Source organism: Bradyrhizobium sp. BLXBL-03 (genome assembly GCF_051853015.1).
GTDB lineage: Bacteria > Pseudomonadota > Alphaproteobacteria > Rhizobiales > Xanthobacteraceae > Bradyrhizobium > Bradyrhizobium manausense.
Map to the genome: position 1 here is coordinate 4,897,597 of NZ_CP182470.1, position 15,907 is coordinate 4,913,503.

14 protein-coding genes are annotated in these 15,907 nt (G+C 64.3%); 7 read left to right on the plus strand and 7 right to left on the minus strand.

What is annotated here, in order from left to right; all coding sequences use genetic code 11:
* Positions 1-184: 184 nt before the first annotated feature.
* Entirely contained in the window at positions 185-838 is a 654-nt protein-coding gene (purN, locus tag ACNJX9_RS23615; protein ID WP_439404429.1) for a phosphoribosylglycinamide formyltransferase, read from the minus strand.
* 14 nt (positions 839-852) lie between these two features.
* A complete protein-coding gene (purM, locus tag ACNJX9_RS23620) occupies positions 853-1,926 on the minus strand; it encodes a phosphoribosylformylglycinamidine cyclo-ligase (RefSeq protein ID WP_439404431.1) in 1,074 nt (357 codons plus the stop codon).
* Positions 1,927-2,081: 155 nt separating this feature from the next.
* Here purM and ACNJX9_RS23625 point away from each other — a divergent pair, with 155 nt between their 5' ends.
* The 4 genes from ACNJX9_RS23625 to ppx all read left to right on the plus strand — a co-directional run bounded on the left by ACNJX9_RS23625 (position 2,082) and on the right by ppx (position 7,239).
* Entirely contained in the window at positions 2,082-2,624 is a 543-nt protein-coding gene (locus ACNJX9_RS23625; RefSeq protein ID WP_057757879.1) for a CDP-alcohol phosphatidyltransferase family protein, read from the plus strand.
* 93 nt (positions 2,625-2,717) lie between these two features.
* Positions 2,718-3,395 (plus strand): DnaA ATPase domain-containing protein, encoded by a 678-nt coding sequence (locus ACNJX9_RS23630; protein ID WP_057757882.1) that lies wholly within the window; start codon positions 2,718-2,720, stop codon positions 3,393-3,395.
* A gap of 136 nt (positions 3,396-3,531) precedes the next feature.
* Complete coding sequence (locus ACNJX9_RS23635) at positions 3,532-5,721, plus strand: RNA degradosome polyphosphate kinase (protein ID WP_057757885.1); 2,190 nt, start codon at positions 3,532-3,534, stop codon at positions 5,719-5,721.
* Positions 5,722-5,736: 15 nt separating this feature from the next.
* Positions 5,737-7,239, plus strand: a complete 1,503-nt coding sequence (gene ppx / locus ACNJX9_RS23640; protein WP_439404434.1) for an exopolyphosphatase — start codon at positions 5,737-5,739, stop codon at positions 7,237-7,239.
* A 23-nt stretch (positions 7,240-7,262) separates the two neighbouring features.
* On the opposite strand, the gene ACNJX9_RS23645 is transcribed toward ppx, so the two are convergent.
* Together ACNJX9_RS23645 and ndk are read right to left on the minus strand one after the other, a co-directional pair.
* Positions 7,263-8,120, minus strand: a complete 858-nt coding sequence (locus ACNJX9_RS23645) for a TerC family protein (RefSeq protein ID WP_271603004.1) — start codon at positions 8,118-8,120, stop codon at positions 7,263-7,265.
* Between the two features lie 121 nt (positions 8,121-8,241).
* The gene (gene ndk / locus ACNJX9_RS23650; RefSeq protein ID WP_057757894.1) at positions 8,242-8,664 is read right to left on the minus strand and encodes a nucleoside-diphosphate kinase; all 423 of its coding nucleotides are present in this window, start codon (positions 8,662-8,664) and stop codon (positions 8,242-8,244) included.
* A gap of 321 nt (positions 8,665-8,985) precedes the next feature.
* On the opposite strand from ndk, the gene ACNJX9_RS23655 reads away from it, so the two are divergent.
* The 3 genes from ACNJX9_RS23655 (at position 8,986) to ACNJX9_RS23665 (ending at position 11,550) form a co-directional block, all read left to right on the plus strand.
* Positions 8,986-9,240 carry a sulfur globule protein precursor gene (locus ACNJX9_RS23655; RefSeq protein ID WP_220003506.1) on the plus strand — a complete coding sequence of 85 codons (255 nt, stop codon included), beginning with the start codon at positions 8,986-8,988 and terminating at the stop codon, positions 9,238-9,240.
* A gap of 223 nt (positions 9,241-9,463) precedes the next feature.
* Positions 9,464-9,637 carry a hypothetical protein gene (locus tag ACNJX9_RS23660; RefSeq protein WP_167354018.1) on the plus strand — a complete coding sequence of 58 codons (174 nt, stop codon included), beginning with the start codon at positions 9,464-9,466 and terminating at the stop codon, positions 9,635-9,637.
* A 47-nt stretch (positions 9,638-9,684) separates the two neighbouring features.
* A complete protein-coding gene (locus tag ACNJX9_RS23665; protein WP_439404437.1) occupies positions 9,685-11,550 on the plus strand; it encodes an ABC-F family ATP-binding cassette domain-containing protein in 1,866 nt (621 codons plus the stop codon).
* A gap of 101 nt (positions 11,551-11,651) precedes the next feature.
* Here the strand turns inward: ACNJX9_RS23665 and ACNJX9_RS23670 are convergent, their stop codons facing one another.
* From ACNJX9_RS23670 to ACNJX9_RS23680, 3 genes are all read right to left on the minus strand, one after another.
* Complete coding sequence (locus tag ACNJX9_RS23670) at positions 11,652-12,323, minus strand: 3'-5' exonuclease (protein ID WP_439404438.1); 672 nt, start codon at positions 12,321-12,323, stop codon at positions 11,652-11,654.
* Between the two features lies 1 nt (position 12,324).
* Positions 12,325-14,127, minus strand: a complete 1,803-nt coding sequence (locus ACNJX9_RS23675) for a putative nucleotidyltransferase substrate binding domain-containing protein (RefSeq protein WP_439404440.1) — start codon at positions 14,125-14,127, stop codon at positions 12,325-12,327.
* 112 nt (positions 14,128-14,239) lie between these two features.
* Complete coding sequence (locus ACNJX9_RS23680; protein ID WP_439410114.1) at positions 14,240-15,889, minus strand: cation acetate symporter; 1,650 nt, start codon at positions 15,887-15,889, stop codon at positions 14,240-14,242.
* Between the last annotated feature and the right edge of the window lie 18 nt (positions 15,890-15,907).

Genomic DNA, 15,907 nt, shown 5'->3' on the forward strand with positions numbered 1-15,907 from the left:
CGGAGTACTTCTCGGTAGCGAATGAAACCAATGCTGAGAACCGCAAAGGGCAATGTTTATCTGGATCACTCTGATCGACCCAAGTTTCGTTGCAGGACCTAGAGCGCGGCCTCCTCGGTGCCCCGGACGGCGAATGGTATCACCATTGGGTACAAAATGGCTGGCGAATAGCTGAGCAGTTGCACTAGCCCACAACCGGCGCAATCAGAAAATTCTCTGACGCCCCACTCCCCGCGGTCTTGCAGACGTCGCCCTCGATCCTGACCTTGCCGGTCGCAAGCAGGCTCAGCGCCGCGGGATAGATGCGGTGCTCGACTTCGAGGATGCGCTCGGACAGGATCTCGGCCGTGTCGTGATCGCTGACGGGCACCGCGCCCTGCATCACGATCGGGCCGGCGTCGGTCTCGGGGATCACGAAATGCACTGTCGCGCCAGACAGTTTGACGCCGGCGCGCAAGGCTTGGCCGTGCGGGTCGAGGCCGGGGAATGACGGCAACAGCGACGGATGGATGTTGAGCATCCGCCCGTACCACGCCCTGGCGAACTCGGCCGTGAACAAGCGCATGAAGCCGCCGAGGCAGATCAGCTCGATGCCGTGCTGATCGAGCGCGGCCTGCAGCGCTTTTTCGAATCCGGCGCGGTCCTTGCCGAACGGCTTGCTTTCGATCACCAACGTTGTCACGCCGGCCGCCCTGGCCCGTTCGAGCCCGAGCGCGTCAGCCTTGTTCGAGACGACGAGTGAGATCTCCGCCGGGAAATCCGCGGCGCTGGCAGCCTTGATCAGCGCCGACATGTTGGAGCCGCGGCCTGAGATCAGGATGGCGACGCGCCGTTTCATCGCAGCGGCAGTCATCACAATGCCAGGTCGAGGTGGCCGTTATAGACGACGCGGTGCTCGCCCTCGGCCGGGATCACGGTGCCGAGCTGCGCCACGGTCTCGCCGGCATCGGTGAAGACCCGCACCACCTCATCGACCCTCTCGGGCTCGACGATCGCGACCATGCCGATGCCGCAGTTGAAGGTCCGGAGCATTTCGAGCTCCGCGATGCCGGCTTGGGCGGCCAGCCATTTGAACACCGGCAGCACCGGCAGGCGTGCCAGATCAATGCCGACGCCAAGATTTGCAGGCAGCACGCGCGGAATGTTGTCGGTGAAACCGCCGCCGGTGATATGGGCAAGGCCCTTCACTGCAGCGGTCTCGCGGATCGCCCTCAGGCAGGATTTGACGTAGAGCCTCGTCGGCGTCAGCAGCGCGCCGCCGAGCGTCATAACAGGGGCAAATGGCGCCTGCGCCTCGAAGCCGAGGCCGGACTGTTCCACGATCTTGCGCACCAGCGAGAAGCCGTTGGAATGCACGCCCGACGAGGCAAGACCGATCACGGCATCGCCCGCGGCGATGTCCTTGCGCGGCAATAGTGTGCCGCGCTCGGCCGCGCCGACGGTAAATCCGCCGAGGTCGTAGTCGCCGTCCTTGTAGAGGCCGGGCATCTCCGCGGTCTCGCCGCCGATCAGGGCGCAGCCGGACTCGCGGCAGCCCTCGGCGACGCCTGCCACGATGGCGGCGGTGGCCTCCGGGTCGAGCTTGCCACAAGCGAAATAGTCGAGGAAGAACAGCGGCTCGGCGCCCTGCACCACGAGGTCGTTGACGCTCATGGCGACAAGATCGATGCCGATCCCGCCATGCAGGCCAGTCTCGATCGCGATCTTGACCTTGGTGCCGACACCGTCGGTGGCCGCAACCAGGACGGGGTCCTTGAAGCCGGCCGCCTTGAGGTCGAACAGGCCGCCGAATCCGCCGATCTCGGCATCCGCGCCCGGCCGGGCGGTGGCGCGCACCATCGGCTTGATCAGGTCGACCAGGCGGTTGCCCGCGTCGATATCGACGCCTGAATCGGCGTAAGTGAGGCCGTTTTTGCGGTCGGTCATGCCCGATTTCCAGTGGGTTTGCGGCTGGTTACGTCGAATTCCGGGGACGCGCAATGGCAAGCGTGGCGCCCCGCCCTATACTATGTAGAGATATCAACCGGTTCAGCCTCTAAGAGGTCGGATTCAAGGTCAGGTCGGGTGCCGGGAAGCGCCGTGTGAGTATTCCGAACATTATTACCCTGGGCCGCATCATGCTGGTCCCGATCATCGTTTGGGCCATCGTGTCGAGCCAAATGGAGGTGGCGTTCGCCGTCTTCCTGATCGCAGGCATCAGCGACGCCGTCGACGGCTTTTTGGCCAAGCGCTTCAACATGACCAGCGAGCTCGGCGCCCTGCTCGATCCGCTGGCCGACAAGGCGCTGCTGGTGTCGATCTACCTGTCGCTCGGCATCTGGGGCGACATCCCGCGCTGGATCGTCATCCTGGTGGTATCCCGCGACATCATGATCGTCACTGCGGTGATCGTGTCCTGGCTATTCGACAAGCCGGTCGAGATGAGGCCGTCGAAAGTATCCAAGCTAAACACAGCGGCCCAGGTCGCGTATGCGGCGCTGGTGCTGGCCGCCCTCGCCTTCGGCTTCAGGTCGTCGCCGTATGATATAATCCTGATGGGCCTCGTCACGGTGTTCACCCTGTCCTCGGTGTCGCTCTATCTCGTGGAGTGGCTGCGGCACATGAGCACGATCGAGGCCAAATGAGAGGGGATGCGGCCCAGCAAAAGGCCAACTCCCGATCGAATAAGTCCATTCTCGTCAGACAATGCCGGCGCGCCGGTAAGGAGCAAAGCAAGCGTGGCAGGCCGCGTTCATCCCCGACAATTGGCGTTTTCCCTTCCACATGCGGAGAGCCTCAGCCGGGACAATTTCCTCGAGGGCCCTGCCAATGCCGCCGGTCTTGCCCTGATTGACAGCTGGCCGGAATGGCCCAACCGGATCATGTGGCTCGCCGGCCCGGAAGGCTCGGGCAAAAGCCATCTCGCCGCGATCTGGGCCGAGGAATCAGGCGCCCGCTCGACCACAGCCGGCGCCCTGAGTGCCGCCGCCGTCCCCGGCGCGCTTGCGACCGGCGCGCTGGTCGTTGAGGATCTCAAGGCTGGTGATTTTGACGAGCGTGCTCTCTTCCATCTGATGAACCTGGCCCGCGAGGACGGCGCCTATGTGCTGTTCACCGGTCGCGAGGCGCCCGCGGCGGTGGAGGTCGAGCTCCGCGACCTGCGCTCCCGGCTGCGGACGATACCCGTGATTTCGCTCGCGCCACCGGATGACCAGCTGTTCCGCGGCCTGATCGTCAAGTTCTGCGCCGATCGCCAGCTCACCGTCGACGAGGCTGTCGTGAGCTACCTTGCGACCCGGCTGGAGCGCTCCTCGGCCGCCGCACGGCGCGCGGTGGAACAGCTCGACAGCGAGGCGCTGCGGCTCGGCCGTCCCGTCACAAGGGCGCTGGCCGCCGAGCTGCTTCGGGACGCCTGACCGCCGGGCCCGCTTGACGCGGCGCGGCGCGGCGGCGGAACATCAATGTCATCGAAACGTCATCGCATTAACACATGCTCCGGCCGGTTTTGCGCATAAGTCGCAAATTGGGGCGAAACGGATGGACCGACTTCTCATGGATTCCGCGCAAGCTGTTGAAACAAAGGAGAAAGCCACGGAAACCGGGGGCTTGCCGGCGATCGCCTCAAGCCCCGAGCGATTCATCAATCGCGAGTTGTCCTGGCTGCATTTCAACCGTCGCGTCCTGGAGGAATCGGTCAACCCCAGCCACCCCATGCTGGAGCGGGTGCGATTCCTGTCGATCTCAGCCAATAACCTCGACGAGTTCTTCATGGTCCGCGTCGCCGGCATCAAGGCGCAGGTCCGCGAGGGCATTGCCGAGCGTGCCCCTGACGGGCTGACCCCGTCCGAGCAGCTGGCGCTGATCAACCGCACGGTTTCGCAACTTGCCAGTGATCAGCAGGCGATCTGGCGTGAGTTGCGCGGCACGCTGGCCGACGTCGGCATCGCGCTGGTCGACGGTAAGGACGTCACCAAGGCGGAGCGAACCTGGCTCGAGGAGTATTTCCTCAACAACGTGTTCCCGCTGCTGACGCCGCTGGCGATCGATCCGGCCCACCCCTTCCCGTTCATCCCGAGCCTCGGCTTCACCATCGCACTCCAGCTGACGCGCGAGGCTGATGGCAAGCCGATGAACGCGCTGATCCGCATGCCCGGCAAGATCGACCGCTTCATCCGCCTGCCGGCCGAGAGCAAGGTCCGCCTGATCTCGCTGGAGCAGGCCACCAGCCTGTTCATCAACCGCCTATTCCCCGGCTACAGTCTCCACGGCCAGGGCGCCTTCCGCATCATCCGCGACTCCGAGCTCGAAATCGAGGAAGAAGCCGAAGACCTCGTCCGCCTATTCGAGACCGCGCTGAAGCGGCGTCGCCGCGGATCGGTGATCCGGCTTGAGATCGACGCCAAGATGCCGGAAGAACTGCGCAACTTCGTGCAGCACGCACTGTCGGCGGCCGACGACGAGGTATTCCTGGTCGACGGCGTGCTTGCCATGAACGAGCTGTCGCAACTCACCCGGCTCGACCGGCCTGATCTCGAATTCACCCCTTACGTGCCGCGCCATCCCGAGCGCGTGCGCGAGCATGGCGGCGATATCTTCGCGGCTATCAGACAAAAGGACCTGATCGTCCATCATCCTTACGAATCCTTCGACGTGGTGGTGCAGTTTCTGCAACAGGCCGCGCGCGATCCCGACGTCGTCGCGATCAAGCAGACGCTCTACCGCACCTCCAACAACTCGCCGATCGTGCGCGCGCTCGCCGAAGCTGCCGAAGCCGGCAAGTCCGTCACCGCGCTGATCGAGTTGAAGGCGCGCTTCGACGAAGAAGCCAACATCCGCTGGGCGCGCGACCTCGAACGCGCCGGCGTGCAAGTCGTCTACGGCTTCCTCGAATTGAAGACGCACGCCAAGCTCTCGATGGTGGTGCGCCGCGAGGGCGGCAGCCTCACCACTTACGTCCATACCGGCACCGGCAACTATCATCCGGTCACCGCGCGTATTTATACCGACCTGTCCTACTTCACCTCGGAACCAACCATCGGCCGCGACGCCGCGCGCGTGTTCAACTTCATCACCGGCTACGCCGCGCCGAGTGATCTGGAAAAGATGGCGGTGTCGCCGCTGACCTTGCGCAAGCGCATCATCGAGCACATCCAGGGCGAGACCGAGCACGCCCGTCACGGCAAGCCCGGCGCGGTCTGGATGAAGATGAATGCGCTCGTCGATCCTGATATCATCGATGCGCTTTATGAAGCCTCACAGGCCGGCGTGCAGGTCGAGCTCGTGGTCCGCGGTATCTGCTGCCTGCGCCCCGGCATTCCCGGCCTGTCGGAGAATATCCGCGTCAAGTCCATCATCGGACGATTCCTGGAACACGGCCGAATCTATTGCTTCGGCATGGGCCAGGGCCTGCCGAGCGCGAAAGCGGCTGTGTATATCTCGTCGGCGGATATGATGCCGCGCAACCTCGACCGCCGTGTCGAGGTGCTGTGTCCGCTGCAAAATCCGACGGTGCATCAGCAGGTTCTCGAACAGATCATGGTCGCCAATCTCAAGGACAACGAGCAGAGCTGGCAATTGTTGCCGGACGGGTCCTCAACGCGTATGAAGGCCGCGAAGGGCGAAGAGCCTTTCAACGTGCACAATTACTTCATGACAAATCCGAGTCTGTCTGGCCGTGGAAAGTCGCTCAAGGAATCCTCGCCGCGCCGTCTCACGCGCCGGAACGAACGCCATCAGTCCTGACCGGAGATCCTCGCCTTGAAACGGCCGCGCAAGCGTGGCGCTAGCGTCGCGGTCATCGACATCGGCTCCAACTCGGTTCGTCTCGTCGTCTACGAGGCGCTGGCGCGGAGCCTGATTCCGATCTTCAATGAAAAGACGCTGTGCGGCCTCGGGCGCGAGGTGCAGAGCACGGGCCTGCTTGCGCCTGACGCCGTCGACAAGGCGCTGACGTCGCTGAAGCGCTTTCGCGCGCTGTGCCGCGTGATGCAGGTCGGCCGCGTGTTCGCGATCGCGACCGCCGCCTGCCGCGATGCTTCCAACGGCGCCGACTTCATCGCAAAAGCCGAGCGCATCTGCGCCGTGAAGATCGAGATCCTCTCGGGACCGCGCGAAGCAAAGCTGTCGGCGCTCGGTGTGATCTCCGGTATTCACCGTCCCGACGGCATCGTGGGCGATCTCGGCGGCGGCTCGCTCGAACTGATCGACGTACGCGGCAACAGCGTCCGCAGCGGCGTGACGCTGCCGCTCGGCGGCCTCGCGCTCCAGGACCTCGCGCACAAATCGCTGAAGCGCGCCGATCGCATCGTGCGCGAGGCGATTGACGAGGTCGACCAGCTCGCCACCGGTCGCGGCCGCACCTTCTACGCCGTCGGCGGCACCTGGCGCGCGCTTGCGCGCATCCACATCATCCAGAGCGGCTATCCGCTGCAGGTGATGCACGGCTATTCCATACAAGCGGCCGAGGCGCTCGATTTTGCCCGCCGACTGCGGCGCCTCGCCGCCGCCGACATGCTCGCCGACATCGAGGTCGTCGCGGATGCGCGGCGCCCGCTCCTCACCTACGCAGCGCTCGTGCTCGAGCACATCATCCGCGTTGCAAAGCCGAAGACCATCGTGTTCTCGACCTTCGGCGTGCGCGAAGGCCTGCTGCATGAGAAGCTGCCGAATTCCGAGCGCAACAAGGACGGGCTGATCTGCGCGGCGGAGGAGCTCAACCAGCTGCTGTCACGCTCGGCCAAGCACGCCCGTGAGCTGATCGCCTGGACCGATCGCCTCGCGCGCGTGGTGAAGCTGCGCGAGACCGAGGAAGACCGTCGCCTGCGCCATACTGCCTGCCTTCTGTCCGACATCGGCTGGCGCGTCCATCCCGATCATCGCGGCGAGCAGACGCTGAGCCTCGTGGTCAACGCCAATTTCGGAGCGATCGACCATCGCGAGCGCGCCTTCATCGGCCTGTCGGTATTCTATCGCTATGCCGGCCTCAGCGAAGAGAACCAGCCGCCGCTGACCGTGCAGGAATTGCTGACGCCGGCCCAGCTCGAGCGCGCCCGCCTGCTTGGCGCGGCCTTCCGCGTCGCGCATCTGATCTCGGCGGCGCGCCCGGGCGTACTGCCCGCCACGCATTTCCGCAGCCATGGGCGCAAGCTGATGCTGGTGTTCGAGCACAGGTTAGGTGATCTCGTCGCCGACCGCGTCGGCAGCCGCTTCAAGCAGCTCGCCCGCCTGATCGGACGATCGGGGTCGATCGTGCGACGGTAGATTTCACTCGGCAGACGCCTTTCTTACTCAGCAGACGCCTTGGCATGCGCCTCGGAGGCTTCGAGCGCAGCCGCATGCAGGCTGCGCCGGCGCCAGATCGCGCCGACCAGCAGCACGACGACGACGCCGAGGGCGGCGCAGAGATATTCAGCGCCATCTCCGCCGTGGGCGAATTGCGGCGGGATATGCAGAGTGCCGAGCATCCGGTCCAGCGAGGCGCCGAACGGACCTTCGGAGAGCGAATGCAGCTTCGGCTCTACCCCGGGATCGGTCGCGATCACCTCGCCGGCGATCCAGCCGAGCAGCGCCGCGCCGGCCCACACCAGGATCGGCAGTTTTGCGAGCAGTGCCATGATCAGCGCAGCGCCCGCGACAATCAGCGGCACCGAGATGGCGAGACCGAGCACCAGCAGCGGCACGCTGCCATTGGCGGCGGCGGCGACCGCGATGACATTGTCCAGACTCATGATGATGTCGGCGACGACGACGATCTGCACCGCCTGCCACAGATGCGAGGCGGATTCGACGTCCTCCTCCTCGTTCTCAGGCACCACCAGCTTGGCCGCGATCACGATCAGTGCGAGGCCGCCGACCAGCTTCAGATACGGCAGCGCCATCAGGCTGGCGACGATGCCGGTGAAGATGATCCGCAGCAGCACCGCGGCGCCCGCGCCGAGCACCATGCCCCACAGCCGGTGCCGCGGCTTGAGGCCGCGGCAGGCAAGCGCGATCACCAGCGCATTGTCGCCGGAGAGCAGGACGTTGATCCAGATGATCTTGCCGACCGCGATCCAGAAGGTCGGCTCGGCCATCTCATTGCGGAACTGGGTGAAGAATGCCCCGATCGTGGCGGGATCGAAGATCTGCCCGAGCCAGTTCACAATGAGTCCCCTGTCGACCTAAAGCATGATCCGGAAAAGTGTGAAGCGGTTTTCCGGAAAGATCATGCTCAAACAGTAACCTAAAGCGCGATGGCATCCATCGCGCTTTAGCCGCGGCTGGTTAGCCGACGATCTCGTTGCCCGAGAAGAACTGCGCGATCTCGATCGCGGCGGTCTCCGGAGCATCCGAGCCGTGAGCCGAGTTCTCGCCGATCGACTTGGCGTAGAGCTTGCGGATGGTGCCGTCGGCCGCCTTGGACGGATCGGTAGCGCCCATGACGTCGCGGTACTTGGCGACGGCGTTCTCGCCTTCCAGCACCTGAACGACGACCGGGCCCGAGGTCATGAACTCGACGAGCTCGCCGAAGAACGGGCGGGACTTGTGGACGGCGTAGAAGGTCTCGGCCTGTTCCTTGGTCATCCGGATGCGCTTCTGAGCGACGATGCGCAGGCCCGCCTTCTCGATCACGGCGTTCACGGCGCCGGTCAGGTTACGCGCGGTGGCGTCGGGCTTGATGATCGAGAAAGTGCGTTCGATGGCCATGATCTTGTCCTTGAAGAGAAAAAGGGTGGTTCGGAGTTGCGGGGCTTATATCGGCGCCTTCGCGATCCGGCAAGCGAGTGGCGGATCCGCCTCACGAGCGCTTCGCCGCAGACGAAGCCCTGAACCGGGCCGGATTCCAGCATGGATTACAACGATTTCACCCAGATGAACCCAATCTGAAGGCGCTGTCAGGGTTTGGTTCAGCCTCGCTGGCGTATCGTCGGCGCCATCGAAACCAAAGCCTCCTTGCCGAGGCGGATCGTTTCGGCGGCCTTTCCATCGACGCGATAGCCCCGCGCCGGCAGTTTTGAGGAGATCATCATGTTGAGGAAACTTTCGCTCGCTGCAGTCGCCGCGGTCGCCCTGGGTGCCGCGCTAGCTCCCACCTCCGCCTCCGCTCACTGGCATGGCGGCTGGGGCTGGCATGGCGGCGGCTGGCATCACGGCTGGGGCTGGGGCGGACCGCGCTTTTATGCCTACGCCCCTGTCTCCTACGGCTATGGCGGCTGCTATGTGCGCCGGCTGGTCCCGACCCCCTGGGGACCCCGCTGGCGGCTGATCAACCGCTGCTACTGAGCCCGACAGCACATTCCCTGAATGCGTGAGGTACTGTTCCCCCCCTGCAGTACCTTCCAAGAGAGGCCCCGGTGTCCCCCCGCCGGGGCCTTATCTTTTGGGCGGCTACGTCAAATTCATACAATTTTTACTAGAAGGCCAGTCATCCCAAGGCTTGGCGAAACCATTTGGGGGGCCAATGACTTGGTAGGGCGTCGTTACTTCAAAAACTGGGAACCCTGAGATGGCTGGCCTCCTTGCCAATGACTGCGAACAGATCGACCGGCGCACCAGCCGCTCGATCTGCGATGCCGTGGGCGAGCGGCTTCAGCAGAGCCTCCGACCCGAGTCGCGGCTCCCGACCCATCTCGAGCAGCTTTTGAACGAGCTGAGGAAGCGCGACCTCGATACGCATTGACGAAAAAATCGGGTTGCGTTTGATCCCGCCTGCGGTGACAAGGCCGCATGCTCACCATCACCGACCTCTCCGTCCGTCTCGCCGGACGCCTTCTGATTGACAGCAGCTCCGTGCAGCTCACGCCTGGTGCGCGCGTCGGCCTGGTCGGGCGCAACGGCACCGGCAAATCGACGCTGTTCAAGGTGATCCGCGGCGAGCTTTCGGCCGAGCACGGCTCGGTGACCCTGCCGCCGCGCTGGCGCGTCGGCAGCCTGGCGCAGGAAGCCCCGAACGGACCGGAAAGCCTGATCTCGGTCGTGCTCAAGGCCGACATCGAGCGCGAAGCGCTGCTCGCAGAGGCCGACACCGCCACCGATCCGCACCGGATTGCCGAGATCCAGACCCGGCTCGTCGACATCGACTCCCATTCGGCGCCGAGTCGCGCCGCCGCGATTCTCTCGGGCCTCGGCTTTTCCGCCGCGGACCAGCTGCGTCCCTGCGCCGAATTCTCCGGCGGATGGCGCATGCGCGTCGCGCTCGCCGCGACGCTGTTCGCGGCTCCCGACCTGTTGCTGCTCGACGAGCCCACCAACTATCTCGACCTCGAAGGCACGCTGTGGCTGGAGGACCATCTCGCGCATTATCCGCGCACGGTGATCGTGATCAGCCATGACCGCGACCTCCTGGAAAGTTCGGTCGACCAGATCCTGCATCTGGAGCGCGGCAAGCTCACGCTCTACAAGGGCGGCTACTCCTCTTTCGAGGAGCAGCGCGCCGCGCGCGAGCTGCTCGATGCCAAGGCCGTCAAGCGGCAGGAGGCCGAACGCGCCCGCCTGCAGGCCTTCGTCGACCGTTTCAAGGCCAAGGCGTCGAAGGCGCGTCAAGCGCAGTCTCGCGTGAAAATGCTGGAGCGGCTGAAGCCGATCACGGCGCTGGTGACCGAGGACGTGCGCGAGATCACCTTTCCGGCTCCTGAGAAATTGCTGTCGCCGCCGATCATCGCCGTCGACAACGTGTCCGTCGGTTACGATCCCGCCATGCCGGTGCTCTCACGCGTGACGCTGCGCATCGACAATGACGATCGCATCGCGCTTCTCGGCGCCAACGGCAACGGCAAGTCGACGCTGGTCAAGCTGCTCGCGGCGCGGCTTGCCCCCTTCTCCGGCAAGGTGACGCGCGCCGACAAGCTGTCGATCGCCTATTTCGCGCAGCATCAGCTCGACGAGCTGAACGAGGACGCCTCGACTTACGATCACGTCCGCAAGCTGATGGGGACCGATGCACCCGAGGCCAAGGTGCGCGCCCGCGCCGGTGCGATCGGCTTCTCCGGCAAGGCCGCCGACACCAAGGCGGGAAAGCTCTCGGGCGGCGAGAAGGCGCGGCTGCTGCTGGGGCTCGCCACCTTCTTCGGCCCCAACATGATCATCCTGGACGAGCCGACCAACCATCTCGACATCGACAGCCGCGCTGCTCTTGCCGAAGCCATCAACGAGTTTCCCGGCGCGATCATCATGGTCTCGCACGACCGCTACCTGATCGAGGCCTGCGCCGACCAGCTCTGGATCGTCGCCGACCGCACCGTGACCACTTACGACGGCGACCTCGACGAATATCGCCGCCTGGTGCTGTCCGCGCGCAATGCGGAAGCCCCCGCGCGCGAGCGCACCGCTCAAATCGAAAAGCCGCAGCGCCCGAAATCGGACAATCGCGGCTCGCTGAAGAAACGCATCGCGGAGGCCGAGGCCGAGATCGCCCGCGTCACCGAGATCATCGCCAAGATCGACACCGCACTCGCCCTTCCCGATATTTTCACGCGCGATCCCAAACAGGCGGCGCAGCTCTCGAAGGCACGCGCCAATGCAGCCGACGCGCTGGCGCGCGCGGAAGAGCAATGGCTCGAGGCAAGCGCGCAGTTCGACGAGGCGGCGAGCTAGACCAAGCCTGCAAAACAACCCCATGCACAGTACAGGTGTCACGATACCCCAACGATCCCATCTGTAATTGTTGGGCAATCTGCTCCCGTACCGGGCCTCGATCACGCCCCTGTCGGATTGAAGACCGGGCTGGTACGTTGGCGCGGGATGCGCACGCCGCGCCGGGTCAGGTCGCGCAACTGCACGAACATCATCGCCGTCATCAATGCGTCGTTGAACGCATCATGCTGTCCGAGCGGCGGAATGCTGAGGTCGCCCAGCATCGCGGCGAATGACAGATCGACCGAGGTGTTGGGCGGCGCGTCGCCGTATTTGCGGTCGTAATAAAGCCGCGACACTTCGATGCGTTCGTTGGGCAGCTCAATTCCCACCAGCGGCAGGATGTACTTGTCCAGCATGGCGATATCGAAGTCGACATAGTAGCCGATCAGCGGGCGCGGCCCGATGAAATGCAGAAGGCTCGGCAGCACCTTCCAGACGATCGGCGCAGCCTCGACGTCGGACCGGCGCAGATGGTGAATCCTGATCGCCTCTGCTCCGAGCTCCCTGTCGGGATGGATGATGGCTTCGAAACGCGCGCTGGTCAAAATCCTGGCGCCGCGGATCTTGATCGCGGCGATCGCGACAACGTCGTCCGTTCGTACGTTGAGACCCGTGGTCTCGCAATCGATGACGACGAACTCGTCGTCAGGGGCACGGCCGAACATGAAGCGGTAGGATTGGTCGCTCAGGGTGGCCTGGTGCAACAGTCGCTTGATCGCGCGAGGCAGCATTCTAGAACATGCCGAGCTTGAAGTGATGACCGACGATCTCGCGAAACTTCTTCACCACCTGGAGTGCGTCACGCAGGAGATGGCGTTCCATGCTGGACAGGTGCGACGGTCGCACCAGCGTCCCCGATGCGCCGGCGGAGGCGGCCAGTTGGCCGTCGAGCCGAAGCATCAGCAGGAACCGGAAGGCCTGCTTCAGGTCGCGTCCAAAGTCCGCTTGCAGCACCCCGAGGTCACAGAGCCGGGAGATGCGCTTGTCGGTGGAGGTCTCGCGCAGCCCCTGTCCGAGCGCCAGGCTGCGAATGCCGTGCACGATCGGAAAGATGCCACCTTTCTTGAGGTCGAGCGCGTCTCCCGTGCCCTCGGACGTGATCAAATTGTTGAAGAGGCCGATCGGCGTCTCGAACGCGTCGACCGCGCGCGCAAAGTGGGCCATGAACGCCTGCTCGCCCCGGGTCATGTCGATCAGCGCCGTCTTGGCGTCGTCCAGGAGTTGTTCATCGCCCGCGATCGCCTGCGCATCGTAGATGATGGCCACATTCATGTGCCCGGCCTGGTCGGGAAGCACGATCCAGCGGCGCAGATCTGCGAGATAGTCGGAGAGCGGCCTGGACCAGGCCGGATTGCGCACCATGATGTCGCCAGGACACGGTGGAAAGCCGAAGCTCTGAAGAGCGTCGAAGAAGTCGTGACGGAACGCGTCCAGGATTTCACCCTGCACCGGACCGGCCAGGATGAGGCCGTTGTCCTGATCGGTCCGTACGGTCTGCTCCCCCCGCCCCTCGCTTCCCATCACGATCAGACAGCTGCCGGTGCGCAGCTTCGCCGGCGCGACCATGTCAAACACCCGCGACAGCAGGCGGCGGTTGAGATCGGAGACGATCTCCGCAATGACCTCCACCTTGACCCCTTGCCGCCGCAGCACGCGCGTTTGCGTCTCGATCTCGCGCGCCGCGGTGGCAAGGTCCTGCCGGCTCGAGGCACGATCGATGCGGCCGGCCGTGACCTGGGCGCTTCCTGCCAGAAATCCCAAAAGGTCGATCTCCTCCAGAATCCCGACGAACTCCTCATCCTCGCGCACGGCAAGCCGCCGCTTGTTGTGCTTGGTCATCAGCAAGAGAGCCGAGGATACGAAATCGTCGCGTCGCAGGGACACGATGTCGTAATTCGCGAGCGTGCCCACCGCCGTCTGGATGGACTGGCGCCCCAGCACCACCGCCTTGGACAGATTCATGCCGGTGATGATGCCGACCCGCTCGCCGTCCCGGACGAACAGCGCATTGCTGTTGATCTCGCGCATCAGGTGTCCGGCGGTCTCGATCGTGTCGCCGGCCGCCAGAAACACCGGCGGATGCAGGAACAAGTCGCCGACCTTGGCGTGCATCAACGAGCCGTAACGTCGCGCCTCCTCGTCGTTGGCGAGTTCGTCCAGCTTCCGGGATATCTCGCGGTAGAAGAACGCGGCAAAGCGTGGATTGGCCCTGATCAGATCGAGAGCGACCTTCCGGGGGATGACATAACAGAGCGTCTCGTCGCGGGCGAAAAACTGGTGGCCGCTATGATCGTGAACGAGCGCGCGACTGTCGAACGTGTCCTTGGGGCCGAGCAATGCGAGCAGGTCGACCTCGCTCCGCTCCTCGACGATGCCCTTGATCACGACATAGAGTGCCTCCGCCGGAGCGTCGCGCCTGATGATCGCTTCTCCCGGGCTGAAGTAGGCGATGTCGAGCGCGGACCGCAACGTCTCGGCCTCGTTCGGCGTCAGACGATCGAACGGCGGGTTGCCGATATCGAATGCCTTGGGCATTTCGACCTTTCGAAGATGCGGACGACCTGAGGACCCGGCGATTGACCATCCAGTCGCACCGGCAGGCGCAACTGACCCGGCTGGTGCCGAAGCAATGTCCTTGAACCCTCGTTCAGTGAGCCGTCGCTGAAGCCGCTCCGATACCGGTCTGGGACCGGACATATTGCGCATCGAAGCCATCGCGGTCCACCGCGGCACGCTTGCTGCGATCCAGCACCGAGACCAGCCAGATCCCCACAAAGGCGATGGCCATCGAGAACAGCGCCGGATTGTCCAGCCTGATCGGAGCCGAACCCTTGGCGAAGCCAAGCGTCACCTCCCAGACCGCCGGCGAGAGCACCACGCCGACGACCGCGCTGACCAGACCGAGGAAGCCGCCGATCACCGCTCCCCGCGTCGTCAGGCCCTTCCAGAAGATCGACATCACCAGCACAGGGAAATTGCAGGAGGCCGCGATGGCGAAGGCAAGGCCGACCATGAAGGCGACGTTCTGGTTCTCGAACACGATGCCGAGGAAGATCGCAAGCACGCCGAGCACCAGTGTCGCGATCTTCGACACGCGGATCTCGTCCTGCTCATTCGCGTTCCCGCCCTTGATCACCATGCCGTAGAGATCGTGGCTGATGGACGATGCCCCCGCCAGCGCCAGCCCCGATACGACGGCAAGGATGGTGGCGAAGGCAACTGCCGAGATGAAGCCAAGGAACAGGTTGCCGCCCACGGCGTTCGCGAGGTGGATCGCCGCCATGTTGGAGCCGCCCTTGATCGCCGCGATTCCGCTCCTGGTCTTCTCGAGGATGCTGCCGTCCAGGAACATCGCGTCGGTCGAAACCAGCGTGATCGCGCCAAAGCCGATGATGAAGGTCAGGATATAGAAGTAGCCGATGAAACCGGTGGCGTAGAACACCGACTTGCGGGCAGCCTGGGCGTCCTTCACGGTGAAGAAGCGCATCAGGATGTGCGGCAGGCCCGCCGTTCCGAACATCAGCGCCAGGCCGAGCGAAATAGCCGAGAGCGGGTTGGAGATGAGGGTACCCGGCTCCATGATCGCGAGCTTCTTGGGATGCACCTCGGTTGCCTTGGTGAACAGGGCTTCCGGGCTGAACCCGAACTTGTAGAGGACGGCCCCGGCCATGAACGTCGCCCCCGAGAGCAACAGCACCGCCTTGATGATCTGCACCCACGTCGTCGCTTTCATTCCACCGAACGTCACGTAGATCATCATCAGGCCGCCGACCAGAACGACCGCGATCCAATAGTCGAGACCGAACAACAGCTGGATCAGCTTGCCGGCCCCGACCATCTGCGCGATGAGGTAGAATGCAACGGTCACCAGCGAGCCGCACGCCGCCAGGATCCGGATCTCGGTCTGCCCGAGCCGAAACGACGTGACGTCGGCAAAGGTGAACTTTCCGAGATTGCGCAACTGCTCGGCGATCAGAAAGGTGACGATCGGCCATCCCACCAGCCAGCCGACCGAGTAGATCAGGCCGTCGTAGCCCGAGGTGTAGACGAGACCGGATATGCCGAGGAACGAGGCCGCCGACATGTAGTCGCCCGCGATCGCAAGTCCGTTCTGGAATCCCGTGATGCCGCCGCCGGCCGAGTAGAAATCTGCAGCCGAGGCGGTCCGTTTGGCGGCCCAATAAGTGATGGCGAGCGTCAGTCCGACGAATCCGACGAACATGCCGATCGCCGACCAGTTGGTCGCCTGCTTCGAGCCGCCCTCGATGGCGCCGGCCGCGAGCGCGATGGTGGGCATGCTTGCGAGCAAAATGAC

What these genes read in the sequence shown, in the direction of transcription:
- purM (WP_439404431.1), bottom strand. Translation starts at nt 1,926, where the DNA reads ATGACCGACCGCAAAAACGGCCTCACTTACGCCGATTCAGGCGTCGAT.
- ndk (WP_057757894.1), bottom strand. Translation starts at nt 8,664, where the DNA reads ATGGCCATCGAACGCACTTTCTCGATCATCAAGCCCGACGCCACCGCG.
- ACNJX9_RS23635 (WP_057757885.1), top strand. Translation starts at nt 3,532, where the DNA reads ATGGATTCCGCGCAAGCTGTTGAAACAAAGGAGAAAGCCACGGAAACC.
- ACNJX9_RS23670 (WP_439404438.1), bottom strand. Translation starts at nt 12,323, where the DNA reads ATGCTGCCTCGCGCGATCAAGCGACTGTTGCACCAGGCCACCCTGAGC.
- ACNJX9_RS23665 (WP_439404437.1), top strand. Translation starts at nt 9,685, where the DNA reads ATGCTCACCATCACCGACCTCTCCGTCCGTCTCGCCGGACGCCTTCTG.
- ACNJX9_RS23660 (WP_167354018.1), top strand. Translation starts at nt 9,464, where the DNA reads ATGGCTGGCCTCCTTGCCAATGACTGCGAACAGATCGACCGGCGCACC.
- ACNJX9_RS23680 (WP_439410114.1), bottom strand. Translation starts at nt 15,889, where the DNA reads ATGCCCACCATCGCGCTCGCGGCCGGCGCCATCGAGGGCGGCTCGAAG.
- ACNJX9_RS23655 (WP_220003506.1), top strand. Translation starts at nt 8,986, where the DNA reads ATGTTGAGGAAACTTTCGCTCGCTGCAGTCGCCGCGGTCGCCCTGGGT.
- purN (WP_439404429.1), bottom strand. Translation starts at nt 838, where the DNA reads ATGAAACGGCGCGTCGCCATCCTGATCTCAGGCCGCGGCTCCAACATG.
- ACNJX9_RS23675 (WP_439404440.1), bottom strand. Translation starts at nt 14,127, where the DNA reads ATGCCCAAGGCATTCGATATCGGCAACCCGCCGTTCGATCGTCTGACG.